This is a genomic window from Rhodococcus sp. NPDC056743 (assembly GCF_042790355.1).
Classification (GTDB): Bacteria; Actinomycetota; Actinomycetes; order Mycobacteriales; family Mycobacteriaceae; genus Rhodococcus_F.
Genome location: NZ_JBHTZI010000003.1, coordinates 65404 through 90968, shown reverse-complemented (window position 1 = coordinate 90968; position 25565 = coordinate 65404). Strand labels below are relative to the sequence as shown.

Below are 25565 nucleotides of genomic sequence, written 5' to 3'. Positions count from 1 at the left end.
GAGCTGTCCCCCAGTACACGCTCAATTCGGTAATTCAGCCGCCGTTCGGCGCTGCACCGCCACCAGGCCCACCCGCGCCACCCATGCCCGAAGCTGCTTGCTGCGTGACACTGTTGGCGTAGTCGTTGGTGGGGTCTCGGTAGATGGTGTGGATATGGCCCCAACCCGAGGTTGTGTATCCCGCGACGTCGGCGCCGGCCGATCCCCGCTGGTTGGCGAACTCGATGTACACATTCGGGCCGGAGATCTGGAAGTAGATCCCCTCCCCCTGCGTCATGTCGTATTCGGTTGCCCCGGACCAGTTCACGTAAGTCTCGTCCAAAGTGGCCTCGATGGCAGCGAGTTGCTCCGACGTCGTCTCCTCGTCGGCCAGGCCCACCCAGTTCGCAATTACGTCGAGCAGCAGTTGTTTCTGTTCCTCCGTCAAGTCCGAACCGGCAATACCCGTTCCCGTGGGGTAGTCGCATGTCCTTCCTGGAGCGCACACGAGGTTGGATACGCTCTCGCTCTGGTACAGCTGAGCTTGCTGGTCTTCGGTCAAGCTGTCGTAGAACGCGAATGCGGACTCGTATGTGGTTGCGAACGGCTGCACCTCATTGCCGTCTGAGTCCGTATAGACAGCGGGTTGAAGTCCAAGGTGAGTCGGGGCGAATGTGATGGAATCAGCCGAACCATCCAAAGTGGCGTTGATACCGAGATGGTGGCCACCGAATTGAAACTGCCACTCGCCGGAGTCCGACGGGTCACCGAAAAACGCAATGTAGTACTGACCGAGTGATTCCTCGGCCCCACTGCTGTTCTCATGCAGGAACTCATCGCCACCCATGATGCCGGTGACGGTCTCGTATCCTTCGTCGCTGAGGAGTGCTTCGAGCACCTTCAACGCCGCCGCTTGCTGTTCGTCGGTCAACTCGGAGATGTTGAGCCCGGCACGGTCGACAAATGTCACCGGGAAATTCGACCACGAAGTGGTCTTGGTCTCGTCGTCGAACGCGTATGTAACCTGCTCACGCTGCTCGTCCGACAGGGTCTGCAGAAATGCCTCGGCCGCGTCTGTGGTGCTGGTGATGGTCTCGGCTGTGGTCGTCGAATCGTCCGTAGTAGCAGTCGAATCGACGCTCTCGACATCAGCGACCGACACCGGAGATGCCGCGCTCCCGTCTGTCGTCTCGGCGGCGCACCCGCCCAGCAGCAGACCGCCCGCCAACATCGCTGACACAAAGGCCATACAGCGGCGACCACGTTTGTTCGAAGGCGCAATCGGAGAACTGTGAATCGTCATGACACAAAAGGTATTCGGTAATCCTGCATACCCACCGCGAGGAGCCTGGACGTTTACTGTGAGAACCCTGCGACCGTACAGCCCTTTTTGTCACGAAATCATCTGCCTCGGTATAGGTTTGTCGATCTGTTCACGAAGGATGTCGCCGTGACCTGCATGCCTGGCGAACTCTTGGACCATGAGAAGTAGCGTCCACCGCATGCTGACGGTTCCCTCGTGGGGAATGTCCATAGTGTCGTCGAGGTGGAACCGCGACGCGATCACCCGTGATCGTTGGCTTGCGCGCTCGAATTCCGCGATAACCTCTGCCAGCGACTCACCATCGGCGACGGCAAAGGTGCCATCGTCCCGGCGTGAGTATCCATCGCATTCAGATTCGTCGAGTCCCACCCAAAATCGTTGGAACCAGATCCGTTCAGCGGCAGCGGCATGCTTGATCAACGAGATCGGTGTCGTCAGCGACGCGACAAGCTGTCGACGGGCGTCGTCATCAGACAACCCACGGACCGTCTCGATCAGTGCCTCACGGTTCCGGTCGAGCATGTTCTCAATGATTGACCGTTCAGTTCCGTTGGTAATTACGTTGGTATACATAGTCTTTCACTCAATTCTGCCGGGTGGTCAAGGATGAATGTCGATCCGTCGGATTGGGTTAACAAGAAGATGACCCATTAGGGAGAGGAGCGAGATACCCGGGGCCTGGAACGGCCTGGGGGAAGAGCTTGGCAGGTCAGAGATTCTGCGCTTGAAATTTCGGCAAGTCAGGCCAGCACCAACACCGCAGATCTGGGTGTCAGAAGTACTGCCTGAACGGAGGCTATCGCACTATCGCAGTTCAGGACAGCCGATTCTTCTCAACCTCGGTCAGGCACCTAAGCCGCAACGAACCCGACCACATCGCCAGCGATGATCCGCGTGCGCCGGGCAGATTCCTTGTGCTCTGCTCCATGTTCGTTGACCATAGCGCCGCCTTTCGGCTGCTGATCGGGATACATTCCGGCGCCTTCCTCGAATTGAAAAACTTAGATTCCGTCAATATCTGCACTGACGGGGATTAGGTTTTCACGTCTCAGGCTGCACAGCCAGGTATCACCCAAAAATGGCACCGGAGAACTAAGAGTGACCGCGAGATACATTTAGTGCAGCGAGAACAGATTAACGACCGAACCCGGACCTATTCTCCAGTAACCGCACTCGACCGCAGCAATCGGTCACTTGGAGGCCAGCGAGAAACGATCCAGTTTCGGGAAATTGTCATGGAATCAACATTTCCTCAGCAGTTGGCGACGTACGCACAGTCAGCGATTTCAGTAAGGCCAGAGAACCGCGAGCGCAAGCAACAGCGCCGCAATGCCAGAAACGTAGAGAGCTCACTGCAGCATACGGTGCTTCCAAACAGCCACGACGACTCACACCGAGCAATTGCTCAGCCAGCTGCTCGTTCTCGTCGTCCATAGATCACGCACCCAGTCTCGCGGCCAAAGCACTCGTGCGGCCATTTCAGTTCCTCAGATGGCCAAGGTAAATCAGGTGATCTTGGCAGCCCTCTGGTCTTCCAGGCTCGAACCGAGAGCCGTTGCATCGTTCACTCGCCTATCTTTCGCGTTAACCGTTCGTATCGATGCCCACAGCAAGCCGGGCACGCCGATGCCGCTATTGTCAACGACGTCACAACTGCACTTGCAGTGCTAACCGACTACTGACCGTCATACGGATATTAGTGGGAATTGCGTGACGGCCCGGATAAACGGTAACGGGTTAGCGCCCGGAAAGTAAGGAATAACCATGACAACACCTGCTGGATGGCATCCAGATCCCGAGGGCTCCGGACAACAGCGGTGGTGGGATGGGCAACAGTGGACGTCGGCGCTTCAGCCGCCCGCGACAAGTCCGACGCCGCCCGGATACGTGTCCAATCCGCATACTGACCCGGAGCCCGGTAAATCCCAACCCAAGAAGTGGCCATGGATCGCCGGTGCAGTTGTAGTGCTCCTCGTCATTATCGGTGTAGCCACTTCGACCGGTAAATCGCCTGATAATGCAGCCAGCAGCCAGACGAAAACGACACAGTCAAGCGCGGTAACAACGGCTCCGACCACAACGACGAAGACCTCTGCCGTGGCCCTGCCAACCACGAAAGCACAAGTGGTCGCGCCTGCCGAAACAACTCTGGCACCTACTACGACGACGAAACCGGTGACCACTGCTCCGGCAAGCGTGACTCCCGGCATGACTGCGGGGCAGAGAAACGCGGTGCGAACGGCGAAAAGCTACCTCGACTACACCGCCTTCTCGCGGCAAGGCCTTATTGAGCAGCTGGAGTACGAGGATTACTCCAGTGAGGACGCGAGTTTCGCCGTGGACTACGTGGCGCCTGACTGGAATAGGCAAGCTGCGAAGGCGGCGGAGTCGTACCTCGACTACACGTCCTTTTCGCGCCAGGGCCTGATTGACCAGTTGATGTATGAGGGATATACCAGCGCACAGGCGCAATACGGAGTCGATCAGGCCGGCCTGTAGTTTCCTGCGTCTGAAGCGCTCGATATATCCGCGACCACAAGAGGGAGTTCGTCCACGGTTTGTTTCAGACGAACACCTTCGGGTTTTCGTTCACGCCGGGCGATCAATTTTCATACGTGTTTTTGCTGGCGTAGGGGCTCGTCGGCGGGAGTTGATCTGAGATAACCGAACTATCGTTCGGACTGATCTGTGACGGCCAGTCGGGGTGGGAGTCCCAGTGTGCAGCGAAAAGGAGCGGCGAAATCGCGGTTGTTTGTCAGTTTCGCTAGTTCAGAAATCGACTTCTCAGTGTCCAGTGGATTTCGTGTTGACCACTCAACATTCGACGTTCGACGTTCAGAAATGCACGACATTTCCAGGATTCCCTGCGCTGGTGGTGATCGGCGTCCGCTGTGTCATGGGGAACCTATGCACGGCCGCAATCGGTCTGGCGGGGAGATTATCGCGAACACAGTTCCAGATCGACCCAATGTAGTCCGACAGCATTCCCGGCGGTGACTGTCCGGAATTCACCCTCGTGGTGTCCGAAGGACAATCAATCCAGGTAGGGCCGGTGAATCTCTTACTGGAGACGTACGATTCGGCACCGCGAGACGCCGGTGCCGACGGGGAAGACGTCACCAAAGGTGGCTTGTTCTACGACAATCCCGGCGGGTCATCGTCTGACATTCCATACGGGCCACTTCAGGTGGAGAACACCCGAAAGAGTGGGCGAGACGCTCACTCCGACAGGTAAACACCGCTATCAGGCTCGGGCCCACGACCCCCGGAAATTCAGGAATCTCCTCGCGGCAACTTCATCCGCGGCGCCGGAAATCGAGGCCCCTGAGGAGATATTCGGCGTACTCGCATTAACCGCCACCGCTCTCGTCTGGGCCAGGCAAACGTGACTCGGCCCCAGGAATTAGGAACCTCGACAGCCGCAGGAGAACTCGCGACAATTTCTACGCCATCACGTGCGCAGTGTGCGCGCTGACTCCAGCGTTTTACATCGGTACCCCTCTGCCGGCGGTCTTCAGAGACGTCGTCGGTTGATTCATACCGATAACCTCTCCCAGGATTTCTTGGCCTTTTCGGTGTAAAGATCGAGCCACACCGAGTGGCTGAGACGTATGCAACAACCGTATCCACCCGCGTTCCAATTCCACGCCATTGCCCTCGATCGACCGTGCACCTCAAGGCATTCAGGGGTCGCGGCCTCTGGGTGAAGCGATGTCCGAGGGCAGGACAACGATCCCCTCACCGAATGCCTGCCCCGGCCGGCGACAACCACAGTCCGAAATCGACGAGGTCATACGTAAGCGAAACAGGCACAATCCCAGTCCCTGTCGGCGTTCGTCATCAGTTGGCCGAGTCCACTACCAGTGTGTCTCGGCCGACCACCTCGCTTCCGAATTGCATCGACGATGATCATCTGCAGGACAGGATGAAAGTCAAGATTCCTTGATGCAAGGACGAATTCGTGCGTCCGGGAAAGTTCAGCGGTCCGAGGAAGACTCAGCTGCGCCCGTATTGCTCCGGCGGTACCACTGCCAGCCCGCAGTAATGACCAGAGCACCGACAAGTGAGCCCAGAATTCCGCTCGGACGCAGCGATAGTCCGTCACCCGCGATCAGACTCGCGAGCAACCCACCCACCAACGAACCACCAATCCCGGCGATGAAGGCGAAGGTCCAGTCCAGTCGCGCAGTGTCCGTACCCAAGACCAACTGGGCTCCAGCACCGACGAGGATTCCGAACAGAATAATTCCGATGATGAGCATGAAGAGACCCTTTCAAAAATGAATTGCGTAGACCCGGCAAAATACGTGTTGTTAACTGTCCAGCCTCACTTATCTCCGCGCACGAGAGGCCGGAATCTTTCGCCTCGAAAAGTCCAGGCGCTGGTTTCGTTTTCACACTGTGATATCGATCAGCATCTCGAACAAACATGATCTCGCGTTTTCACGGTCACACCGGCGCACGGCATTCGGCGTCACCTCGGGCAGGTACGAGCCCGCAAATGACTTGGCGCTCAAGCTACTTACGGAATCCGGACTGACCAGTTTCCATGTGAGTAGCTCAGCTTTCCACTAATTACGACTACTACTTGGTGGGTTGGAAATTGTTCGTCAGGGCCCCGCGGATCGTGTCGGTGTCCGACTGAGACCAGCCCTCGGGGTGCAGGATCTGCGCCCACATGTCCGCCGCCTCGGCACCGTAGTTGTGACCGTGACCGGACGGCACATCAGCCGAGAACACCATGTCGAGAGTCACCTGCCAGAACGTCACCAACGGTATCCACCTCATACCCGGGTCGACATCACGGCCGAGAGGCTCGGCAAGCCAGTCCGGTTTGTTCAGGAGCAGGTCGAAGGACCACCAGACAATCGGATCACTGGCATGCTGCCAATACACCACACGTGAGTCGTCCCATGGCGCATCCAACGCGAGATCCTCGGGGTAAGCGGCGAAACGGATCGCCCGTCCGCCATCGATCTCGGGCACAGCTTCCGGCGAGCCGGAGTCCCGACTATCGGTGATCTCCTGCCATTGAGCGGTGAAGTTCGGGGTCCCCGACCACAATGCCCCATCAACACGCGTCGCCATGTCCTGCGCTCCCGCGAATGCAGCCTGCCCACCGTACGATCCGAGACTCTCACCGAAGACGACAAGCTTGGGGCGCTTGTCGAGCGGCAGATCGATCCACTTCGCGTAGACGGCGTTGAACAGCGCCCGGCCGGCCGCCATCGGGGTTTCACGGTCAGCGATGAACGCCAAAGGGCTGGGAAGGAACGAGTACTGCATCGCCGCGATGGCGGTGTCTCCACCCTGGACGTATTCGAAGGCGGACGCCACATCGTCGTTGACCCAGCCGCGGCCGGTGGTGGTCACGACGGCAAGGGTCCCGCGATCGAAGCCACCGGTGCGCTCGAGTTCGTCGACGACCCGCAGTGCGACGCCGTTGACGGAATCGGACGACTCGCGGCCGGCGTACACGCGGATCGGTTGCTTCGCATCCCGGCCGGTCACTGCGGCGATCTTCTCGGCGGACGGGCCGCTACCCATGAAGGTGCGCCCTTCCTTGCCGAGCGAATCCCAAGCCTCGGCAGACATGGGTGAACCACTGCGTTCGGCGATCAGCGGCTGGTTGATGCCGTCCGGTGTGTCGTTGTCCGCGCCGGAGAAACTCCAGTTCGCGAACGCGATAAGCCCGTTGTAGAGCGCACCGTTGACGACGAAGATCGCCAACGCGAAGACGACTACCAAACTGGCAACTTTCGCTGCCTCCTTCGGAACGAACCGCAGAGCGACGGCAGCGAGCCGTCTCGTGAGGTACCGAAGACCGCGACCCGCCTCGAGCAGGATGAGCCATACTGCTACCGAAATCAGCAGCACCAGTACGTAGTTCGCCCGATTGTCGCGCGGTGCCTCGACTAGATCACGGACGATCTGCTGCCACCACGATCCCAGGATCAGGAAGAGTGGAACCAGGATCACAGCCAGAACTGCGAGTACGGTCCAGCCAATCTTCTTTGTCCGAGCCGACCAGGTTGGTTCGACTCCGCATTTGCGGATCATCCACGCCACGGTTACACCGATGCCGTATCCCGTGGCGACGGAAATACCGGTTGCCACGCCCTGCAGATACCACGCGCGTGGCAACAGGGACGGGCTCATAGAGAGGACGAAAAACACCAGGCCGAACGACAGGCCGACCGAATGCAGCGTCTCGCAATAGCGCCGCACACCTTCCCACACACGTTTCATGTGGGAATCGTATGAGAGGAGACAGATGAGGATGAACCTCTCATCCCTTTCGAATGAGGCACGAACTACGTCGACGTCCATCGTGTCAGCATTGTCCCGCAGCAGCATTGGCGGCATTATCGGTTGGAGGCTTTTCTGTGGCTCACACACTCACTGTGTGAAACTTCCCGTCCACACAAGGGCGCACGAGGCGATCGGGACCGAGAAAAACGTGGAAGCAGGGACTGATCATCGTCCTCGACGACGCCGAGGTTAGCTGAACGGAAGGTGCCAAGAAGTCGAAAACCCACCAACTCAACGACATCAACGCCATTGTTCGTGCTGACCTCGGATTCGACCGACCAGGTCCACGAGGCGTTTGCTCGACCACCGTCTCTACCACCACGATGAGAAATGAGTTTCGACATGGGTTCCGTCATCGGAGATCTCCTCCCGCTCTCCATCGGAGTCGCAGTGTCGCCAGTTCCCATCATCGCCACGATACTGATGTTGCTCTCCAAACGCGCCGGCAGCACCAGCATCGGATTCGCCGCAGGCTGGATACTCGGAATCATCATCGCGACAGTTCTTTTCGTCGTCCTGTCCAGCACTATCAGCGCTTCCGACGACGGACCGTCCACCACAGCCTCATGGATCAAACTAGCGCTCGGCGCCCTCCTGCTGACCTTCGGAGTCAAGCAGTGGCGTAGCCGCGGCGGCGAGCACGAGATACCGAAGTGGATGCACGCCATCGACGAGATGACCGCGGTCAAGGGATTGGGTCTCGGATTCGCGCTCGCAGCGATCAACCCGAAAAACCTGCTCATGTGCATAGCGGCAGGTGTGTCGATCGGTTCGGCGGCGCTGGCAACCGGCGAGGTGATCGTCTCGACCCTGGTTTTCACGATCATCGCCGGCTCCACCGTCCTCATCCCCGTCCTCGGATACCTGGTGGCTGCAGATCGACTCCGCGAACCGTTGGCCAAGCTCAAAGTCTGGCTCCAGGAGAACAACACCACGGTGATGAGTGTGCTGATCTTGGTGATCGGAGTTGTCCTGATCGGCAAGGGAATCGGCGGAATCTTCTGATCCCCCCGCCCGGTTACACTACCCGTCGAGACGATTTTCGAGATGCCCAGTTGACTAGTACACAACAACTTACAAATGAGCTGAAATTCTATTCTCTCTCAACAGCATTCAAACCTGGTTAACCCGGGTAAATTTCGACATTCGCCGCTCGGACTCAGGTAGCGAATCCGTGCCAGCGTGACCAGGAAAGTCGATCTGCGGCCGCCCCTCTCCCTTCGAACTCCGGGTGCACCAAGTCCGAGGGGAGAGGGCTCCTATGCATCTGTCAGTACAAGTAGTCCTCGCCGCTGGCGCGGACGGTGATGTCACTGATGCTGATTCCCCACGGCTGATCAATGACGTGAACTACGGCGTCGGCCAGGTCGTCGGGCTTGATGAGCCAGTACTCGATGTTGTCGACGTCCATCTGCTCCGGGCGCAACGAGTCGGTGGTCGCCGCGCCCATGTTCTCGGTGAACGTCGCGGCACGCTGGCCGGTGAGACCGAGGATCGCATTCTCATTGACGATCCAGCTCGCCAAGTTTGTGCCCGTCACACCCGTGGGCTTGACCGTCGTGACCTTGATCTTGCCCTTGGCCTCGATTCGCAGCGAATCCGAGATCGTGGTGACTGCAGCCTTGGTCGCGCTGTAGACGCCGGAACCGTCGATACCGGCGTTCCCGAAGATCGACGAGATGTTGACAACCTGGCCGCGCCCCTGTTCGATCATCTGGTCGTAGACGGCAGAGATTCCATTGACGACGCCCTTGATGTTGATGTCGATTGCCTTGTGCCACTTCTGCCACGCACGTTCGTGGTCGGCGAAATATGCGAGCGGCATGACGCCTGCATTGTTCACCAGTACATCGAGCGCTCCGAACTCCGAAATGCCGTGCTGCGCTGCAGCGACGACTTGCTCCATGTCGGTGACGTCTGCGACCTTGTAGGTGCCGGTGAATCCGGCGGCCGCGATACCGTCGAATACGGCCTTCAGACCGGCTTCGTTGATGTCGACGCCAACTACCTTGGCGCCCTGCGCTGAAACCTTCTCTGCGATGAGTTGACCGAATCCACCGCCTGCGCCGGTGATGAGAACGACCTTGTCCTGCAAGTACTGAGACATAGTTATTTCCTCTTCAAAATCGTGGGTTCTTGTGGATCAGACGATGTCGATGGCATCGAGAACTGCCGCGACGGTTGTGCGGTCGCCGGAAACCTCGACGGCGGATCGCCATGCAGAGCGGGTGGTCCCCCACCGCAGGAATTCGGTGGCCTGGGTTGTCGCGACGTTCTCCGTCACGTCGTCGGTTTCGGTGACGGTCACTCCCCCATCGCCACGGGCGAGGACGAAAGTTCGCTCGGTGGCACCGTTGAGTCGCAGTGCCACAGGGGATGTCAGAGCGACAGCGACTGATTCGCCGCACATCTGCGGGAGTCCGGAAACCATCCAGTCGATCGCCGGATCGATAGCGGCCGCCAAGTCGATCTCACTGTAGGTAATCGGACCGAACGGCGCCAGAAGATCCGACGTCAGATGGACGAGATGGTCGAACGACACCGCGTCACTGAGCTGATGAAGGCGATAAGTCCCGAGGTCGAGCATCTCGATCGGGTTGTCGCGCAGTTCTTCTCCTTGCAGCGCCGCCAATGTCGCGAGGCCGGCTTCGGACTGTTCCCGGTAATAGTTCAGGATCTGCTCGTGCGGTAGTTCGGCGCGCTCGCGAACAGCAGCGTCGTTGAGCCGCTCGGACTTTCCACTGGGGTTCGGCGGGAACACCAGGTCGGGATCAGCGATGAAGTTGAAGAAAAACGCCATGTGGCCGATGAGGTCGTGGACTCGCCAGCCGTGGCATGCACTGTCGGCTTCCCACTCGGCGGTTCCGAACTGCTCGGCGATTTTCACAGTGTTTTCTGCCAGCGCACGGGCGCCGGCGAGTCCTGCGTCGGACATGGTGGCTCGATTCTTACGAGGATGCAAGGAAGATGGATTTGAGCTGCTGGTACGACGCGAGCCCTTCGGGACCGAGTTCACGACCCAGGCCGCTGGCTTTGACTCCGCCGAACGGTGAACCCCAGTCGAGGTTGAAGGTGTTGACACCGAACGACCCGGTCTCGACGCGTCGGGCAACTGCGATACCGCGTTCCTCGTCGGAGGTCCACACAGTCCCACCGAGGCCGTACTCGGAGTCGTTGGCAAGTGCGACAGCATCATCGACGTCGTCGTAGACAATAACGGACAGCACCGGCCCGAACACCTCCTGCCGTGCGATGGTGCTGGCGTTGTCGACATTCGCGAACACCGTGGGCTGGACGAAGAATCCGGTGTCGAGATCGGTGGGGCGTCCACCACCGGTGGTGATAGTTCCGCCCTCCGAGCGCGCCTGGTCGATCAAGGACAGCACGCGTTCCTGTTGCCTTGCGCTCACCATCGGGCCGACGAACGTCGACGGGTCCATCGGATCGCCGACCTGCAGACCTGCAGCCATCGCTGTGATGGCGTCGATGTAGGCCTGACTGTGGCTGCGCGGAACCAAGATTCGAGTCGACATGTAACACGTCTGTCCGCTGTTGAGCAGGGAAGCCGTTGCCAAACCGGTCACCGTGTCCTCGACGTCCGCGTCGTCGAGAACCAGGGCCGCCGACTTGCCGCCCAACTCCAAGGTGACGGGGCGAAGCATTCCGCCACACACCGTGCCGATGTGTCGACCGGCCGCAGTCGATCCGGTGAAGGCGACCTTGTCGACGCCGGGATGCGCCACCAGATACTGACCGATGTCCGGTCCACCAGTGACGATGTTGATGACGCCTGCAGGAAGCCCTGCCGCAAGTGCGGCTTCGGCCAATACGTAAGAGTCCAAAGTAGTCTCGGGTGACGGCTTGAGGACGACGGTGCAACCCGCCGCAAGAGCCGGGGCGATCTTGAACATCGACAATACAGCCGGGAAGTTCCAGGGCGCTATGGCCGCGACGACACCGACGGGCTCTCGTCGCACGATTGTCGTGCCCGGAATCGGTTGGCTGGCGCGGCGCTCCTCGGTGGGCGTCGACTCGGCGAGACCTGCGTAATAACGCAAAAGCTGGACGGGCGCGGCACCCTCGGCGAAACGGGCAAGCTCGATCGGCATGCCGTTCTGACGAGTGACCGTCGCCGCGCGGTCTTCGGATCGTTTTTCGAGTTCGTCAGCGAACCTGCGGATGGCACCCGCACGTTCGGCGGGAGAAAGTTCGGCCCAGTCCACCCGCCGCAATGCTCTTCGAGCCGCTGATACCGCTGCGTCGACATCCGTCGGCACGGAAGCGGGGAACGAGCCTATCTCCCGCTCCGTGAAAGGCGATACGACTCGGATGGTTTCGGACGTGTCCGGCGCTCTCCACGCGCCGTCGATGAACAGCGCGGTGCGGTCGGTGAGTGATGTCATTTTCTAAGCTCCTCCAGGGATGGCGTTCGACGTTGAACAAACCAACCTGTGTCGATCATCACTGCCCAGGCGCAAGGAAAATTGACATCAAACGCCAATTTATTTACATTTCGACACATGGCCGATCTCATCAGCGCCTCGTCACTGACCCGGCTGCCCGAGTTGATTTCCGAACTCGGCGGAAATCCGCACGAATACTGCGATCGGACGGGAATCGATCCGGCCATCATCGGCACCTACGACAACTTCGTACCGTTTAGCGCGTTGTCCACGTTGCTCGGCCTCTGCGCGCAGGAGCTAGGGACGCCGGACTTCGCCCTCAGGCTCGCGAGCAGGCAAGACCCGGACATCCTCGGCCCCGTGGCAATCGCAGCGCGCAGTGCCGAGACAATCGGCGACGCGTTGCACGGTGTCGCTCGATACGCCCACGTCTACAGCCCCGCGTTGGCAGTCGAGCTGATCGTGGGGGACACCGAAGTGTCCTACAGCCTCGACACCGTGCTGCATCGACTGCCGCACCGGTCGCACGTCGTGGAACTGGCACTGGGAGTCACACTTCAGACGTTCCGGATGATGGCCGGCCACGACTTCCATCCGACACATATCTCGTTCCAGCATCCACGCATCTCCGAGATGCGCGTATACACAGACTATTTCGGGTGTTCTGTCGAGTTCGGCTCGGACCGGAATCTACTGACTTTTCCGCGTGGGGTCATGCATCGCCATCTACCTCGTGTAGATCCGCTGGCGTACGACCTTGCCGTGCGCTTCATGGCAGGTCGAAATCCGAATGTCGCGTTCCACGACGCCGTGTCTGCGTTGATCGTGCGATCCCTGCCCGCCGGCGTGGCCACACTGGATCAAGTCGCGTCATTGATGCTTTTGCACCCGCGAACATTGCAGAGACGACTGGCCTCGGAAGGCCGAACTTTCGAATCACTCGTCGACGATTCTCGACGCGAACTGGCACACAGCCTGCTCGCCAACACAGACGTCCCGCTCTCGGCAGTGTCACGGCAGCTCGGCTATTCCGAACCGAGCACCCTGACCCGAAGCTGTAAACGATGGTTTTCCACAACGCCGCTCGCGAAGCGCAGGGAGCTTGCGGGGCAGCCTCGATTCCCGTTGCAGCGCTGAGAATCTTCCCTCGAACACCGTGCCGCTTACGGTACGAATCATGATCGTTTGACTCAACGACACACACGGAGCAGCGATGAGTGCCGCGCGTGTGATCGATCGCATTGAGCTCCTCAATCGTTCACGATGAACCGTCGTCACCGAGCCTGTCACGAAAACAGACCAATTGCGCCGATTTTGAGAGATGCCGCTACCTTTGCTAACAATTCGACCGGAAGAATTGCGAAACGCTCACGTATTGTGGCTCCATCGGCTCAGCCGAGGAGCGCGCGTGCGACGCCCGGGCGGTTCAGCGCAGCTACACACCAGGCGAAGTGACCGTCGCTACCGTCGGCGTCGTACGCGTTCACGGTGATCAACGAGTACGCCGCTCGATACACCAGGAGGGCCTCACGCGAATAGCCCAGCCGCTCCTCGATTTGCGCGTAGGCCTAGTTCGGTATTCAGGGCGGATTCTCCGTACATGTCGAAGATCGAAGCGGCCACGGCAGCATCGAACGCCGGGTCGCCTTCCGTGGTGAAGAAACCCCAGTCGAGAACTGCGGTCAGGGCACCGTCACCGTTGGTCAGGATGTTGTCCAGCGTGAGGTCTCCATGGATGACCGTCCTGTCGCCACTGTCGATCTCATACAACCGGCGACGCAGTGCGTCGACCTTGGCATCGAGTGCCTCGACGGCACTGTCGAGAACCTGCCGAAAGCGGCCGACGCGACGCTGCGCCAAGGCCCCGAGAGCCTCCGGGAAGTTCTGGGCTGCGCGAAAGAGCGTAACGTGGACCGCGCCCTGCCTAGGGCGATCCGGCCGGACCGGAGATGGTGGGACATGGTCGTGCCGGGCAGGCGCTGCTCGATCGTGACGCAGCGATTCTCAATCAAATGAACTTCGAGGATTCGAGGGGTCGCGAACCGAAACGACTTGACCGCCAACGTGTCATAGAAGGTCCGATCCTGCTGCAGGGACATCTCCGACTCCCCGACCCAGATCTTCGCAACTCGAGCGTGGTCGATCGTATAGACGGCGCCTTCCATCCCTTGGCCCAGCAGTCGGGGCTCTGCCCCGGCGGTCAGGCCGGACAGAATTCGGATCGCTTCGTCATGGCTGGGGCGATTCATCGCCTATCCCTCCACGGTTCGGTAGGTTGGGTCTTCCGTGAACGCCGCACGCCCTCAGCACTTCCCGACGCTACGACGTTAGCAACGTACCTTCATCACCTCCGAATTAACGCTGCTAGTTCGGACATGTGGGCGAAGATCACGCTCGCGCCCGCCTCGCGGAGCACCTCGGAGGTGGTGTGAACCGGACTCTCAGGTGCAAAGCCGAACACAGTCGCTCCAGCGCAGACACCCGCAGTGACCCCCGCAACCGAGTCCTCGACAACAAGCGCGTTTGCCGGCTTGATGCCGAGCGCTTGCGCGGCAGCCAGGTACACATCCGGAGCGGGCTTGCTTCGTTGCACCTCCATCCCACTGAACACACGATCGCCGAACCAGTGGTCCAACCCGGTAACGGAAAGCTGCATCTCGACTTTGCCTCGATCGGCACCGGTCACGCATGCGATCCGGTCGCCGAACATAGCCGCAACCTCGGCGAGCGCATCAGCGGCCCCATCGATCGCACTCAGGTTCGCCTGGAGCGCTGCGTTACGTCTCGAACGGAATTCACCAAGCCAATCATCAGTGATGACGAAACCCGTGTGCTCTTCAATCACCGCCCATTCGTCCTTCAACGCCCGCCCGACGAATAGTCGAACGCATTCATCTGCGGAGATCTGCCATCCCAGTGTGCGGAGCATGCCGCGCAGCACCGTATTCGTGATCTGCTCCGAATCAACAAGTACACCATCACAATCGAATAGAACAGCTGCGTAGCGACTCAACAAATTGGTCACAGGTTCCCCTCTTCAACATTACGAACACCATCTCGAGGTCGTGATCCAAATGGCATTCAGTAGTAGCGGTCTGGGTCGGTAGGGCTATACGGGGCAACGGTCACCGCGTCGATCCGCGGATCCGCGATGAGAAGTTCGATCGCCGCGGCCGGCCCTCCGATCACTGCGAAGTCTGGATCGACATCGTTTGCGACACACCACGAGTGATCCGCCGGCCACATGAAGGCGGGGTCCGCGTCAGACGCACCCCGCGGGTCGAACTGGACATCGTGGCCCCAGTCGTTCCACCCCGTGAGCGCGCCGCGGAACAGCCAGTAGTCACGGTTGGGGATCTTCACCATCGGAACGTCATCGCTGATGACCTCGCATCCCCAGCCGTCCCACAAGCAGAAATAACAGTCATCGGGATTGGAGGTGTAGCGGGACAGTATTTCCAGCACAATGGTGAACTGCTCCGATTCGGTGAGGCCGTCACCTGCAGAGGCCACGTCGTTTTCATGTTTACCTTCGATATCGGGATCGGGTACAAATCGGAGCCTTGCATATGCCGGAAAGCCAACCGGACCCTTCACCGCGAGTTGGTACCACGGCATATCCTGCCCGACCAACCAATCTGAGGCCGACAGATCGGTACACACACTCAGGCTCATACGCTCATTCTCCCTCAACGACCCGTCATGTCTTCGCACACGAACACGAGCACCCGCCTTGAGTACTACTAGTGGCTGCGCAGATCATCCCGGCTCTCGCCGCTAGGCCGAGATTCCGGCGTCGTCGAGCGTTCCGCTATAAATCTGACATTCGCAGTCGAAAGGTGCTGTGGACCATGCAATCTGGTGCCAGTGGGCCTTGGTTCTCCACGACTGCCCCGAGCACGGCCGTCGGACGAGCCAAGCTGCCCCGTCACCGAACTCAGCGGAGAAGGGATCACGGCGTGGACGCACTGAGGTGGATCGTCGCGCCTTTTTGGAGCTCGTCCGACGTGAGATCCAACGATGCGAAACTGCCGGCATAGGGCTCCGCGCTGCTCACCGTGAGCGTGTAGTTGCGTTGATTCGCGGGGATCGCGTCGAAGCGCGCCACATAAGTGCAGACACCGGTGCCGTCGGGATTTCGTTCGACGGAGTCGACCTCCAGCACGGACCTTGTCGATGCGGCCCCGCTTTCTCCGTGAAGGAATACGGTGTCGTTCGGCGCAACAGGGATTGTTCCGACAATGCACTGCCCGGAGTCGGGGTCGACTCGGGTGGCGTCCCCGACGACGGTCACCACGGCGGTGAAGGTTGTCGGATCATCGGTATTCGACACACAACCGGTCAGCACCAACGTCCCGATTGAGAGCGCCGTTGCAACGCGTCCGATCCTTCTCCCCATGCCGTCACAGTAGACCGGCAACCGCCAAGGGTCAGTGAAATCAGCTCACAGGAGGGAAATTGACGACTGCCCCGTCGAGCGGCAGTTGGTCCGTGCGGTCGCCTTCGTTCGGTCCCTTGACAAGAACCCCGGTGTCTGCCGATCCGACAAATGTGAAGCTGTCGATCTCGTACGGCACATTGTCCCCGGACAAGGGCACCGCCGCCCGTGACACGTGGAAGTGCAGATGCGCCTCTGAACTGTTACCCGAGTTGCCGAGGTACCCGATCACCTGCCCTCTGGTCACCTCATCACCTATGTTGACAGACGCCGATCCCGGTTTCAGGTGGGCATAGAACGCATAGTTTCCGTGGCCGATATCGATGATGACGTAGTTTCCGCCCAGCTGATCGAACGGCATGTCGGCTGGAACTTGTTGCGGCACTTCGTCCTTTTCACCGGACACCACAGCCACAACGGTGCCGTCGGCCACCGCCAGCAGCGGCGCGCCGTAGGCGAAGTAGTCCTCATTTTTCGATCCGTCACCACGAGACCTGATGAGTGGCACTGCATCCGGGTCGATCCTCAGCCAGTCGACGGCATACCGTTCGGTGCCGTTAATTCTGCCACCGACCGCCATCATCCCGGCGCGATGTTGCGAGAGCCCGCAGCAACCGTCCCCGACCACCCAACTGTCGCCGGCGAGGGGCGGACCGATCACCACCGGCGCGTCTGTACTTGTCGTCACCGTTCCACCGATCTGGGTAATCGCTTCGGGGTACCGCGCGGCTTGTGCAGCGTCCTCCGGCGCCGCTTGGCCGAACGTCGCCGTCAGTCGATGGGTCACCACCGACGGAACATCGTCGGGACTCTCGTACTCGTCGTCGAGCACCACCAGCACAGTGCGCCCCACCGGGATCTCGGTGAACGGCGCCCAGGCAAAGTTCCCCACCAGAATCGAGCGTTCCGAGACCTGGCCCTGATCGAGCGTCGACACGACAGTCCCGTCCGGTCCCGCGGCCAGTGTCTCGACCTTTGTGATGGTCGCGGGTCGCGGCGAGAAGTTCAGCACTTCGATCTCGTAGGCCACATGCAGCATTCCGTCGGTCCCGGTTACCGGAATAGGATTCGGCCCGAGCGCCGAGATCACCAACGGCGACGTGACATCGGTTTCGGTCGGATAGCCGCGCGGGATCCCCCCTCGACTGTCGATGGTGGACGTCGTGAGCACAGTCGGTCCGGTGGTGTCGATCGACGACGAACAGCCGGCAATGACAAGCGTCATTACTGCTGCGGCAATTGCCCACCCTGCGACAGGGCTGTGTGAAGTCGTCATGCGAACTCCAGAGCAGGGCCCCTGCACCGTGCGTCGGCCCAGTTGTTTCGAGCCTAGGCAGGAAAGACCCGCTTTGTCCTGATTTTGTGGATCAGGACAAAGCGGGTCAATTAACTGCGATCAGGCGCCGACGTACGACGCGAGATGCTGGCCGGTCAGAGTTGAGCGATCGGCGACAAGATCGGTCGGCGTGCCCTCGAATACGATCCGTCCACCGTCGTGACCGGCACCGGGGCCAAGATCGATGATCCAGTCCGCGTGTGCCATGACCGCTTGGTGATGCTCGATGACGATTACCGACTTCCCGGAGTCGACGAGTCGATCCAGTAGGCCGAGCAGCTGCTCGACATCAGCCAAATGAAGTCCTGTGGTCGGCTCGTCGAGGACGTACACGCCGCCCTTCTCGGCCAAGTGCGTGGCGAGTTTGATGCGCTGACGTTCACCACCGGACAATGTCGTGAGCGGCTGGCCGATGGTGAGGTAACCAAGCCCCACATCCACGAGTCGCACCAGAATCTTGTGTGCGGCCAGGGTTTTCGCCTCACCGTCACCGAAAAACTCTTCGGCCTCGGCGACCGACATCGCGAGTACTTCGCTGATGTCCTTCCCACCGAACTTGTACTCCAGGACATCGGCCTGGAACCGCTTGCCCTCGCACTCCTCACACACTGTCGCGACACCGGCCATCATCGCCAGATCGCTGTAGATGACGCCGTTGCCGTTGCAAGTGGGGCAAGCGCCCTCGGAGTTGGCGCTGAACAGCGCCGGCTTCACACCGTTGACCTTTGCAAATGCCTTGCGGATGGGGTCGAGCAGACCGGTGTACGTTGCCGGGTTGCTGCGACGCGAACCGCGGATCGCACCCTGATCGATCGACACCACGCCGTCTCTCTTCGCAAGCGATCCGTGGATCAACGAACTCTTCCCCGATCCGGCGACGCCGGTCACCACGACCAGCACGCCCAGTGGCACGTCGACGTCGACGTTCTGCAAGTTGTGCGACGTCGCGCCGCGGATTTCCATTGCACCCGTTGACTTTCGCACGCTCGCCTTGAGCGCGGCTCGGTCGTCGAAGTGTCGTCCCGTGACCGTGTCACTGGCCCGCAAGCCGTCGACGCTGCCCTCGAAGCAGACAGTTCCACCCGCGGAGCCGGCGCCGGGACCGAGATCGACGATGTGATCGGCAATGACGATCGTCTCCGGCTTGTGCTCGACGACAAGCACCGTATTTCCTTTGTCGCGCAACTGCAGCAGAAGGTCGTTCATCCGCGCAATATCGTGGGGATGAAGACCCGTCGTGGGCTCGTCGAACACATACGTGATGTCGGTGAGTGAGGACCCGAGGTGTCGAATCATCTTGGTACGCTGAGCTTCACCGCCTGACAGTGTCCCGGACGGGCGGTCCAGGCTCAGGTATCCGAGCCCGATTTCCACGAACGAGTCGAGCGTTTCACCGAGCGTCGTCAGCAGCGGCGCCACCGAAGGTTCCTTCAGACCGCTCACCCACACGGCAAGATCGTTGATCTGCATCGCACAGGCATCGGCGATGTTGATGCCCTTGATCTTCGACGAACGGGCGCCCTCGCTCAGCCGCGTCCCGTCGCACTCGGGGCACGTGGTGAACGTGATTGCCCGCTCCACGAACGCCCGGATATGCGGCTGCATCGCGTCGACGTCCTTGGACAGAAACGACTTCTGAATCTGTGGAATCAGTCCGGTGTACGTCAGGTTGATGCCTTCGACTTTGATCTTCGTCGGCTCCTTGTAGAGCAGATCGTTCAGTTCCTTCTTGGTGTACTTCTTGATCGGCTTGTCCGGGTCGAAGAAGCCGCATCCCCGGTAGATCCGGCCGTACCAGCCGTCCATGCTGTAACCAGGGACCGTGATCGCACTCTCGTTGAGCGACTTGGTGTCGTCGTACAACGCCGTCAGGTCGAAATCGTTGACCGAACCGCGCCCCTCGCACCGCGGACACATACCACCGGTGATGCTGAAGGTCCGTCGCTCCTTCGTCTGACGGCCACCGCGCTCCACGGTGAGCGCACCCGCACCGGAGGCGGAGGCAACGTTGAACGAAAATGCCTGGGGCGAACCGATATGCGGCTTACCAAGTCGACTGAAGAGAATGCGAAGCATCGCATTGGCGTCGGTGGCAGTTCCGACCGTCGAGCGAGGGTCGACGCCCATCCGTTGCTGATCGACGATGATCGCCGTGGTCAACCCGTCCAGTACGTCGACGTCGGGCCGCGCCAGGGTCGGCATGAAACCCTGAACGAAGGCGCTGTACGTCTCGTTGATCATCCGCTGCGACTCCGCGGCGATGGTGCTGAACACCAATGAGCTCTTGCCTGAACCCGAGACTCCGGTAAAGACAGTCAGCCTGCGCTTGGGAATCTCGACGCTGATGTCCTGGAGGTTGTTCACGCGCGCGCCCTGCACGCGGATCAGGTCGTGGGTGTCCGCGACATGTAGCTCGCGCTCCGCCATTTCAGCCGTGCTCATCATGTCTCCATCTCTCAGGTGAGGGCCACCCACACAGTGTCGCCCCGGGTGGGTGGCCGCGGATCTCTTCAGTTGACTCAGCGAAGCTCTTGGATGCGGATCAAGTTGCCTGCTGGGTCACGGACGGCGCAGTCCCGAACACCGTACGGCTGCTCGGTCGGCTCCTGGACGACGTCGATGTCGCCGGCCTGCAGCCGCTCGAAGGTACCGTCGAGATCCTTGGTGGCCAACAGAATACCGGCATAGGTGCCCTTGGCCATCATTTCGACGATGGTGCGACGCTCCTCGTCGGTGATGCCAGGATCGACGGCCGGAGGATGCAACACGATCGACGTGTTTGGCTGGTCGGGCGGCCCGACGGTTATCCAGCGCATCCCGTCGTAACCGACGTCGAGGCGGACCTCGAAGCCGAGCGTGTCGCGGTAGAAGGACAGGGCGGCCTCGGGGTCGTCCTGCGGAAGGAAACTCGATGCAATGGTGATGTCCATGAATGTCACGCTATCTGCGGCTGGCGGCCGGCGCTTCTCGATTCCTGATCGGTCTTGTCACCTGTTTCGACACACAGGACGGCATGCCCTCGGTCACGCCGGCAGCCTCGTCCCGGTAGACGCTGGGTGGGACGCCGACCAACTCGGCGAAACGAGTGCTGAAGGTACCGAGCGATGAACAGCCAACGGCAAAACACACCTCGGTGACGCTGAGATCACCGCGACGCAGCAGCGCCATCGCGCGTTCGATGCGCCGGGTCATCAGGTAGGAGTACGGCGGCTCGCCGTACGCCACCTTGAACTGGCGGCTGAGGTGCCCGGCCGACATGTTCACTCCGCGGGCAAGGGCTTCGACGTCGAGAGGCTGCGCGTACTCGCGGTCGATCCGGTCACGAACACGGCGGAGCAGCGCGAGATCGCGCAGTTGTTGCGTAGTCGCGGGTCTACTTGTCACAAGTTCGATCGTGCCATGTCCGCGCACGTTCGCGCCGATATCGGAGCGAAGCTACCTACGACCGCAACATGGCCACAAACGCAGAAATGTTTGCGACCACGCGATCAGCCTTCTCCTGCTCGGTCAGATTTTCCTGGTAGCGATTGCCCGCCGACGGTCGACGCTTGTTGCGCGCGTACAGCGGACAGGCCAGGTCAGTGCACATATAGGTGCCGATCGTGTCGCCGCGGCGGCCGGCCTCACCGATCTTGGCGGCGGACAGCAATGACACTCCCCCGCTGCCGTGCGTCGTGAGGCAGATGGTGCACATTTGAGCGCGACCCGACTTGCCGGTTTGATACCGGAGAGCGATGCCGACCAATTCATCACCCTGGGGTATCACCAGATATCCCCGACCGGGCATGGTCGGATCGTTCCAACCGAAGAAGTCCAGGTCTTGCCATGGGCGCTTCTCGAGATCACGTGGCACCGGCAACCGTTTGGCGTCACCTTTCGAACAATTCACGAACGACGCGCGGATTTCGCGTTCGGTCAGCGGCAGCACGATGGAACTCCATTTCGACAAGTGAATCAAGCCGAACCGACGCTACGCACGATCGTTACCTCACGCAACGTATTTACGGGCACGCGACCTACTCCGTCTCGAGGTCGACCACCAGGAAATCCTCCCGGTACGGCCCGTTCTCCCGATCCGTCAATCGGTAGGAACGCAACCCCTGTGGCGGGTGCGCCAACTCGTAGAACTGTGCGGTCCCGGAAACGAACTGCATCGAGGTCCACCCCCAGTTCGGTCCGTGCGGTTGACGCGGATCGAACTGCATATCCGAAGCGATGGACACGAGCCGGAGCCCACGAACAACTCCTGTGGTGAGGGCGTCGGCGTCGAAATCCCGCCAGGCCTGCCGCGCATTCGAATTCTCGCGCGCGGTGCCCGCCAGAAGGCGCAGAGCCCCTGACACCTCGATCTGCGTCGGCACCGGCAGGTCGGCGTTGAACATGAACTGCAGGCTACCGACACGGCCGATCGAAGGTTGTTGCGTCACATCGACATCCGGGTCAGCGGTAAACCTTCGTGTCGTCGGTGCCGAACTTCTTCGCACGTCTGCCGTGCACATCCAGTCCGGTTCCAGCACAGCCCACCTTCGTGGACTGTCGTAGTTCCATGACAAGCCCCAGCGGACTGTTTCTCCCAGCACCGGCGGCACAAACCACCGAAAGCGAAACCGGTCGATCACCACTGGAGTATTCATGCCCGACCGTACCAAGCAGCGCTCTCAGAAAAGTGTCAATGCCGCTCCGGCACCGACGAGTTCACGCTCGACAGGCAGACTCTCGAGCTCACGATGCTGCGACGGTCCTGCTAATCCATGACGCTCAACCAGCGGTTCGACGCGTTTCTTGAGCCAACTCTTGTACTCCGGCGTGACGTAGGCGCCTCGCCCGTACAGTTCGCGATATCTACGAATCAGTGCCGGGTGCTCTTCGGCTAGCCAGTTCAGGAACCACCCGCGTGTACTGCCACGAAGGTGCATCGGGAAGACCGTCACCCCGGTTGCCCCGGCGTCGGCCAGCGCAGCGAACAGTCCGTCGAGGTGCTGGCTCGAATCTGTGAGAAAGGGGATGACCGGCGCGACCATCACATTGCACGAGAATCCGGCGTCGGTGATTGCCCGGATCATCTCCAGTCGAGCGCGTGGCGACGGCGTGCCTGGCTCGATCTGCTTCTGCAAGACGGGATCGTTAATGGCCAGCGACACTCCGATACCGACATCGACCTGGGTAGCGGCCATCTTGAGCAGTGGCAGATCGCGCCGCAGCAAAGTCCCTTTGGTCAGGATCGAAAATGGTGTACCGGATTCTGTCAGCGCTCGAATGATACCGGGCATCAATCGGTATCGGCCCTCGGCTCGTTGATACGGATCGGTGTTGGTACCCAGCGCAACAGGTTCACGCTTCCAGGACTTTCGAGCAAGTTCCTTACGTAGGACAGCAGCAACGTTGGTCTTGACGACAACTTGCGAATCGAAATCGCGGCCCGCGTCAAGGTCGAGGTATTCATGACTTGGCCGAGCGAAGCAGTAACGGCACGCATGGGAACAGCCCCGAAAAGCGTTGACCGTGAAGTTGAACGGTAGCGTCGATGCTTCGGGCATCTTGTTGAGCGCGCTCTTACACAGCACCTCGTGGAACGTGATGCCCTCGAACTCCGGCGTCTGCACCGAGCGGACCAACCCGGCTCGCTCGAGCCCGGGCAACGCTCCGTCGTCTGCATCCAATGCCTGACCCGACCACCTCATAGTCCCAAGTCGAACACTTGTTCTATGCTATGTCAAGATGAACCGTGGAAGCGACCCGTGCTTCACCACGGTCTGTGAGTTGTTGGCAGAATCAACGCCATGTCCAACAGAATCAACATCTCGTCCGGTTCCGAATGGGAACCGAAGATCGGCTACTCCCGCGCCGTCCGCATCGGCAACCAGGTTGCCGTCTCCGGCACCACCGCCCCCGGCGAGACCCTCAACGATCAGACCCGTGCGGCACTCGCCACCATCAAAGCTGCACTGGAAGAAGCCGGCGCTTCGCTCGGTGACGTCATCCGCACCCGCATGTACCTGCGCGACATGTCGCAGTGGGAGCAGGCTGCACTCGCACACGGTGAAGTATTCGGCGACATCCGTCCGGCTACGACAATCCTCGAGGTCAGCTCGTTGATCGACCCCTCTTTGCTCATCGAGATCGAAGCTGATGCAGTTCTGAGCTGACGCAGTTCTGGTCACATTCTTGCCCGGATCCGCAGTGTCGGGTCCGGGCAAGAGTTCTTTCGTGCCTCGGCCGAATCCGAACACTGTGATCGCAAGTTTCGACGTCGCCGATCAGTCAACGGGTACGCCTGCGACAATAAAGACATGACGGGCTATACCGCGCGAATCTCAGTACCGAACCCAGCCATGCGTGCGGTACGAGATCTGTTGCGGGGACCGGCAATTGTGTGTTCGGGGGAATCCTCCATACGCACTGCCGCCGCGCTGATGACTGAAGCCGGGCGTCGAGCCGTCGTAATTCCCACAGATGCAAGCACTTACGGAATCTTCACCGAGGGCGATCTTCGTAGCCGAGTTGTTGTCGGAGGAATCGACAGCGCTCTCCCCGTCTCGACGGTGATGACGCCGTCTGCCGTGACGGTGGATCCGGATCGACTCGGCGCCGACGCGGTCACGGATATGCTCGAACACGGATTGCGGCATCTTCCCGTTGTCACGGCTTCCGGCCAATTGCTCGGTGTGCTCGAACTGAGCGACCTTCTGACGTCGGCAACAAATCAAGGCTTCGAACTGCGCGCTGCCCTTGCCACTGCCAGGACCGACGTCGACCTCATCGCCACCGCCCGCGCTGTGCCTGAGTTGGTCACCGGTCTGGTCGACGCGCGGGTCTCACCCATCGACATCAGCGGCACACTGTCGGTCTTGATCGACGTGACGGTGCGGCGCGCGATCGAACTGGTGGTCGGCGGCGACGAACGCCCGGACTTTGCCTGGCTGTCACTCGGTAGCGCAGCCCGGCGCGAGGCACTGCCATCGTCGGATATCGACAGCGCCTTGGTATGGGGCGGAGAATCCCACCACGAAGGCGCAGATGCGGCGCAGCGTATCCACGAGATTCTCGACCGGTGCGGATTCCCTCGTGACGCGCAGAACGCGGTCGCAACTCAGGCCAGATTCGCGCGCACACTTCCACAGTGGCGCAACGCCTTACGCAAGTGGGTGTCCAATCCTTACCAGGACCAGGCGCTGGTCATGCTGTCGATGCTGGCAGACGCCCGCGTTGTCGCCGGAGATCCCGCCCTCGATCCGAGGCCCGAAGCCTTGGACCAGCTTCGACTCAACCCCGCCGTCATGCGGTTGCTACTCCGAGAAGCCGTGGGCGAGAAGGCCAAACTGCATTCGCTGCGCGATGTAGTGACGCGTCGTACCGGTACCGTCAACCTCAAATCGACAGCTGTGCAACCGATCGTGAATATCGCACGCTGGGCCGGCACGTCCGTCGGTGCACGTACGAGCACCACCGTCGAACGCCTGAAGGTTGCCGCGGACACCGGTTTCCTCCCCAGCGACGATGCACGAGTGCTTATCGAGTCCTTCGAGGTCCTCCAGCAAATACGAGTGCGCCACCAGACCGATCAGTTTGCCGTAGGCATTGCGCCCACGGACGAGATCGTGGTTGCCGACCTCACTCCCCTCTCGCGCAGCCTGCTCGGTAACGCGGTGAGAGAAGTAGCCGGGGTTCAGCGCCGACTCGAGTACGACGCGTCGGCGTCGCCGCTACCGGATATCGAACCGTAGGTACCCGCCTACTGCACAAACGCCGAATGTGTCCGGAGCGTGATAGCAC

24 protein-coding genes are annotated in these 25565 nt (G+C 60.4%); 5 read left to right on the top strand and 19 right to left on the bottom strand.

What is annotated here, in order from left to right; translation table 11 throughout:
- Positions 1–34: 34 nt before the first annotated feature.
- Together ACFRFQ_RS07870 and ACFRFQ_RS07865 are read right to left on the bottom strand one after the other, a co-directional pair.
- Positions 35–1228: a DUF3500 domain-containing protein gene (locus tag ACFRFQ_RS07870; protein WP_378655340.1), complete on the bottom strand. Its 1194-nt coding sequence runs from the start codon at positions 1226–1228 to the stop codon at positions 35–37.
- A gap of 144 nt (positions 1229–1372) precedes the next feature.
- The gene (locus ACFRFQ_RS07865) at positions 1373–1876 is read right to left on the bottom strand and encodes a DinB family protein (protein ID WP_378655337.1); all 504 of its coding nucleotides are present in this window, start codon (positions 1874–1876) and stop codon (positions 1373–1375) included.
- A gap of 1191 nt (positions 1877–3067) precedes the next feature.
- Between ACFRFQ_RS07865 and ACFRFQ_RS07860 the strand changes: the two genes are divergently transcribed.
- Positions 3068–3802: an Ltp family lipoprotein gene (locus ACFRFQ_RS07860; RefSeq protein ID WP_378655334.1), complete on the top strand. Its 735-nt coding sequence runs from the start codon at positions 3068–3070 to the stop codon at positions 3800–3802.
- A gap of 1478 nt (positions 3803–5280) precedes the next feature.
- On the opposite strand, the gene ACFRFQ_RS07855 is transcribed toward ACFRFQ_RS07860, so the two are convergent.
- Together ACFRFQ_RS07855 and ACFRFQ_RS07850 are read right to left on the bottom strand one after the other, a co-directional pair.
- Positions 5281–5565 carry a hypothetical protein gene (locus ACFRFQ_RS07855; protein WP_378655331.1) on the bottom strand — a complete coding sequence of 95 codons (285 nt, stop codon included), beginning with the start codon at positions 5563–5565 and terminating at the stop codon, positions 5281–5283.
- A 322-nt stretch (positions 5566–5887) separates the two neighbouring features.
- Positions 5888–7552, bottom strand: a complete 1665-nt coding sequence (locus ACFRFQ_RS07850; RefSeq protein ID WP_378655328.1) for an alpha/beta hydrolase — start codon at positions 7550–7552, stop codon at positions 5888–5890.
- Positions 7553–7957: 405 nt separating this feature from the next.
- On the opposite strand from ACFRFQ_RS07850, the gene ACFRFQ_RS07845 reads away from it, so the two are divergent.
- Positions 7958–8620: a GAP family protein gene (locus tag ACFRFQ_RS07845; RefSeq protein WP_378656285.1), complete on the top strand. Its 663-nt coding sequence runs from the start codon at positions 7958–7960 to the stop codon at positions 8618–8620.
- Positions 8621–8885: 265 nt separating this feature from the next.
- Here the strand turns inward: ACFRFQ_RS07845 and ACFRFQ_RS07840 are convergent, their stop codons facing one another.
- The 3 genes from ACFRFQ_RS07840 to ACFRFQ_RS07830 are packed head-to-tail and all read right to left on the bottom strand — an operon-like array spanning position 8886 to position 12018.
- The gene (locus ACFRFQ_RS07840) at positions 8886–9722 is read right to left on the bottom strand and encodes an SDR family oxidoreductase (RefSeq protein ID WP_378655325.1); all 837 of its coding nucleotides are present in this window, start codon (positions 9720–9722) and stop codon (positions 8886–8888) included.
- Between the two features lie 36 nt (positions 9723–9758).
- On the bottom strand, positions 9759–10550 hold the full coding sequence (locus ACFRFQ_RS07835) for a maleylpyruvate isomerase N-terminal domain-containing protein (RefSeq protein WP_378655322.1): 792 nt from the start codon (positions 10548–10550) through the stop codon (positions 9759–9761).
- Between the two features lie 13 nt (positions 10551–10563).
- A complete protein-coding gene (locus tag ACFRFQ_RS07830; protein WP_378655319.1) occupies positions 10564–12018 on the bottom strand; it encodes an aldehyde dehydrogenase in 1455 nt (484 codons plus the stop codon).
- 117 nt (positions 12019–12135) lie between these two features.
- On the opposite strand from ACFRFQ_RS07830, the gene ACFRFQ_RS07825 reads away from it, so the two are divergent.
- A complete protein-coding gene (locus ACFRFQ_RS07825) occupies positions 12136–13155 on the top strand; it encodes an AraC family transcriptional regulator (RefSeq protein WP_378655316.1) in 1020 nt (339 codons plus the stop codon).
- Positions 13156–13409: 254 nt separating this feature from the next.
- On the opposite strand, the gene ACFRFQ_RS07820 is transcribed toward ACFRFQ_RS07825, so the two are convergent.
- The 12 genes from ACFRFQ_RS07820 to ACFRFQ_RS07765 form a co-directional block, all read right to left on the bottom strand.
- Positions 13410–13535, bottom strand: a complete 126-nt coding sequence (locus ACFRFQ_RS07820; RefSeq protein ID WP_378655314.1) for a hypothetical protein — start codon at positions 13533–13535, stop codon at positions 13410–13412.
- 10 nt (positions 13536–13545) lie between these two features.
- Positions 13546–13878: a phosphotransferase family protein gene (locus tag ACFRFQ_RS07815; protein WP_378655311.1), complete on the bottom strand. Its 333-nt coding sequence runs from the start codon at positions 13876–13878 to the stop codon at positions 13546–13548.
- 484 nt (positions 13879–14362) lie between these two features.
- Positions 14363–15043, bottom strand: a complete 681-nt coding sequence (locus ACFRFQ_RS07810; protein WP_378655308.1) for an HAD family hydrolase — start codon at positions 15041–15043, stop codon at positions 14363–14365.
- A 56-nt stretch (positions 15044–15099) separates the two neighbouring features.
- Positions 15100–15693 (bottom strand): hypothetical protein, encoded by a 594-nt coding sequence (locus ACFRFQ_RS07805; protein ID WP_378655306.1) that lies wholly within the window; start codon positions 15691–15693, stop codon positions 15100–15102.
- A gap of 277 nt (positions 15694–15970) precedes the next feature.
- Positions 15971–16417, bottom strand: coding sequence for a hypothetical protein (locus ACFRFQ_RS07800; RefSeq protein WP_378655305.1), 447 nt, complete (start codon positions 16415–16417; stop codon positions 15971–15973).
- 40 nt (positions 16418–16457) lie between these two features.
- Entirely contained in the window at positions 16458–17732 is a 1275-nt protein-coding gene (locus tag ACFRFQ_RS07795) for a M23 family metallopeptidase (RefSeq protein WP_378655302.1), read from the bottom strand.
- A 120-nt stretch (positions 17733–17852) separates the two neighbouring features.
- Positions 17853–20234 carry an ATP-binding cassette domain-containing protein gene (locus tag ACFRFQ_RS07790; RefSeq protein WP_378655299.1) on the bottom strand — a complete coding sequence of 794 codons (2382 nt, stop codon included), beginning with the start codon at positions 20232–20234 and terminating at the stop codon, positions 17853–17855.
- A gap of 77 nt (positions 20235–20311) precedes the next feature.
- The gene (locus tag ACFRFQ_RS07785) at positions 20312–20722 is read right to left on the bottom strand and encodes a VOC family protein (RefSeq protein ID WP_138868378.1); all 411 of its coding nucleotides are present in this window, start codon (positions 20720–20722) and stop codon (positions 20312–20314) included.
- 10 nt (positions 20723–20732) lie between these two features.
- Complete coding sequence (locus ACFRFQ_RS07780) at positions 20733–21176, bottom strand: helix-turn-helix transcriptional regulator (RefSeq protein ID WP_378655296.1); 444 nt, start codon at positions 21174–21176, stop codon at positions 20733–20735.
- Positions 21177–21231: 55 nt separating this feature from the next.
- Entirely contained in the window at positions 21232–21720 is a 489-nt protein-coding gene (locus ACFRFQ_RS07775) for an FBP domain-containing protein (protein WP_378655293.1), read from the bottom strand.
- A gap of 88 nt (positions 21721–21808) precedes the next feature.
- Positions 21809–22174, bottom strand: a complete 366-nt coding sequence (locus tag ACFRFQ_RS07770) for a hypothetical protein (protein WP_378655290.1) — start codon at positions 22172–22174, stop codon at positions 21809–21811.
- A gap of 276 nt (positions 22175–22450) precedes the next feature.
- The gene (locus ACFRFQ_RS07765) at positions 22451–23473 is read right to left on the bottom strand and encodes an Rv2578c family radical SAM protein (protein ID WP_378655288.1); all 1023 of its coding nucleotides are present in this window, start codon (positions 23471–23473) and stop codon (positions 22451–22453) included.
- Between the two features lie 99 nt (positions 23474–23572).
- Here ACFRFQ_RS07765 and ACFRFQ_RS07760 point away from each other — a divergent pair, with 99 nt between their 5' ends.
- The gene (locus tag ACFRFQ_RS07760) at positions 23573–23938 is read left to right on the top strand and encodes a RidA family protein (protein WP_378655285.1); all 366 of its coding nucleotides are present in this window, start codon (positions 23573–23575) and stop codon (positions 23936–23938) included.
- Positions 23939–24082: 144 nt separating this feature from the next.
- Positions 24083–25516: a putative nucleotidyltransferase substrate binding domain-containing protein gene (locus tag ACFRFQ_RS07755; protein ID WP_378655282.1), complete on the top strand. Its 1434-nt coding sequence runs from the start codon at positions 24083–24085 to the stop codon at positions 25514–25516.
- Positions 25517–25565 lie beyond the last annotated feature (49 nt).

What these genes read in the sequence shown, in the direction of transcription:
- ACFRFQ_RS07755 (WP_378655282.1), top strand. Translation starts at nt 24,083, where the DNA reads ATGACGGGCTATACCGCGCGAATCTCAGTACCGAACCCAGCCATGCGT.
- ACFRFQ_RS07770 (WP_378655290.1), bottom strand. Translation starts at nt 22,174, where the DNA reads ATGTTCAACGCCGACCTGCCGGTGCCGACGCAGATCGAGGTGTCAGGG.
- ACFRFQ_RS07790 (WP_378655299.1), bottom strand. Translation starts at nt 20,234, where the DNA reads ATGAGCACGGCTGAAATGGCGGAGCGCGAGCTACATGTCGCGGACACC.
- ACFRFQ_RS07855 (WP_378655331.1), bottom strand. Translation starts at nt 5,565, where the DNA reads ATGCTCATCATCGGAATTATTCTGTTCGGAATCCTCGTCGGTGCTGGA.
- ACFRFQ_RS07825 (WP_378655316.1), top strand. Translation starts at nt 12,136, where the DNA reads ATGGCCGATCTCATCAGCGCCTCGTCACTGACCCGGCTGCCCGAGTTG.
- ACFRFQ_RS07785 (WP_138868378.1), bottom strand. Translation starts at nt 20,722, where the DNA reads ATGGACATCACCATTGCATCGAGTTTCCTTCCGCAGGACGACCCCGAG.
- ACFRFQ_RS07795 (WP_378655302.1), bottom strand. Translation starts at nt 17,732, where the DNA reads ATGACGACTTCACACAGCCCTGTCGCAGGGTGGGCAATTGCCGCAGCA.
- ACFRFQ_RS07860 (WP_378655334.1), top strand. Translation starts at nt 3,068, where the DNA reads ATGACAACACCTGCTGGATGGCATCCAGATCCCGAGGGCTCCGGACAA.
- ACFRFQ_RS07835 (WP_378655322.1), bottom strand. Translation starts at nt 10,550, where the DNA reads ATGTCCGACGCAGGACTCGCCGGCGCCCGTGCGCTGGCAGAAAACACT.
- ACFRFQ_RS07805 (WP_378655306.1), bottom strand. Translation starts at nt 15,693, where the DNA reads ATGAGCCTGAGTGTGTGTACCGATCTGTCGGCCTCAGATTGGTTGGTC.
- ACFRFQ_RS07845 (WP_378656285.1), top strand. Translation starts at nt 7,958, where the DNA reads ATGGGTTCCGTCATCGGAGATCTCCTCCCGCTCTCCATCGGAGTCGCA.
- ACFRFQ_RS07800 (WP_378655305.1), bottom strand. Translation starts at nt 16,417, where the DNA reads ATGGGGAGAAGGATCGGACGCGTTGCAACGGCGCTCTCAATCGGGACG.
- ACFRFQ_RS07830 (WP_378655319.1), bottom strand. Translation starts at nt 12,018, where the DNA reads ATGACATCACTCACCGACCGCACCGCGCTGTTCATCGACGGCGCGTGG.
- ACFRFQ_RS07765 (WP_378655288.1), bottom strand. Translation starts at nt 23,473, where the DNA reads ATGAGGTGGTCGGGTCAGGCATTGGATGCAGACGACGGAGCGTTGCCC.
- ACFRFQ_RS07760 (WP_378655285.1), top strand. Translation starts at nt 23,573, where the DNA reads ATGTCCAACAGAATCAACATCTCGTCCGGTTCCGAATGGGAACCGAAG.
- ACFRFQ_RS07865 (WP_378655337.1), bottom strand. Translation starts at nt 1,876, where the DNA reads ATGTATACCAACGTAATTACCAACGGAACTGAACGGTCAATCATTGAG.
- ACFRFQ_RS07850 (WP_378655328.1), bottom strand. Translation starts at nt 7,552, where the DNA reads ATGAAACGTGTGTGGGAAGGTGTGCGGCGCTATTGCGAGACGCTGCAT.
- ACFRFQ_RS07870 (WP_378655340.1), bottom strand. Translation starts at nt 1,228, where the DNA reads ATGGCCTTTGTGTCAGCGATGTTGGCGGGCGGTCTGCTGCTGGGCGGG.
- ACFRFQ_RS07840 (WP_378655325.1), bottom strand. Translation starts at nt 9,722, where the DNA reads ATGTCTCAGTACTTGCAGGACAAGGTCGTTCTCATCACCGGCGCAGGC.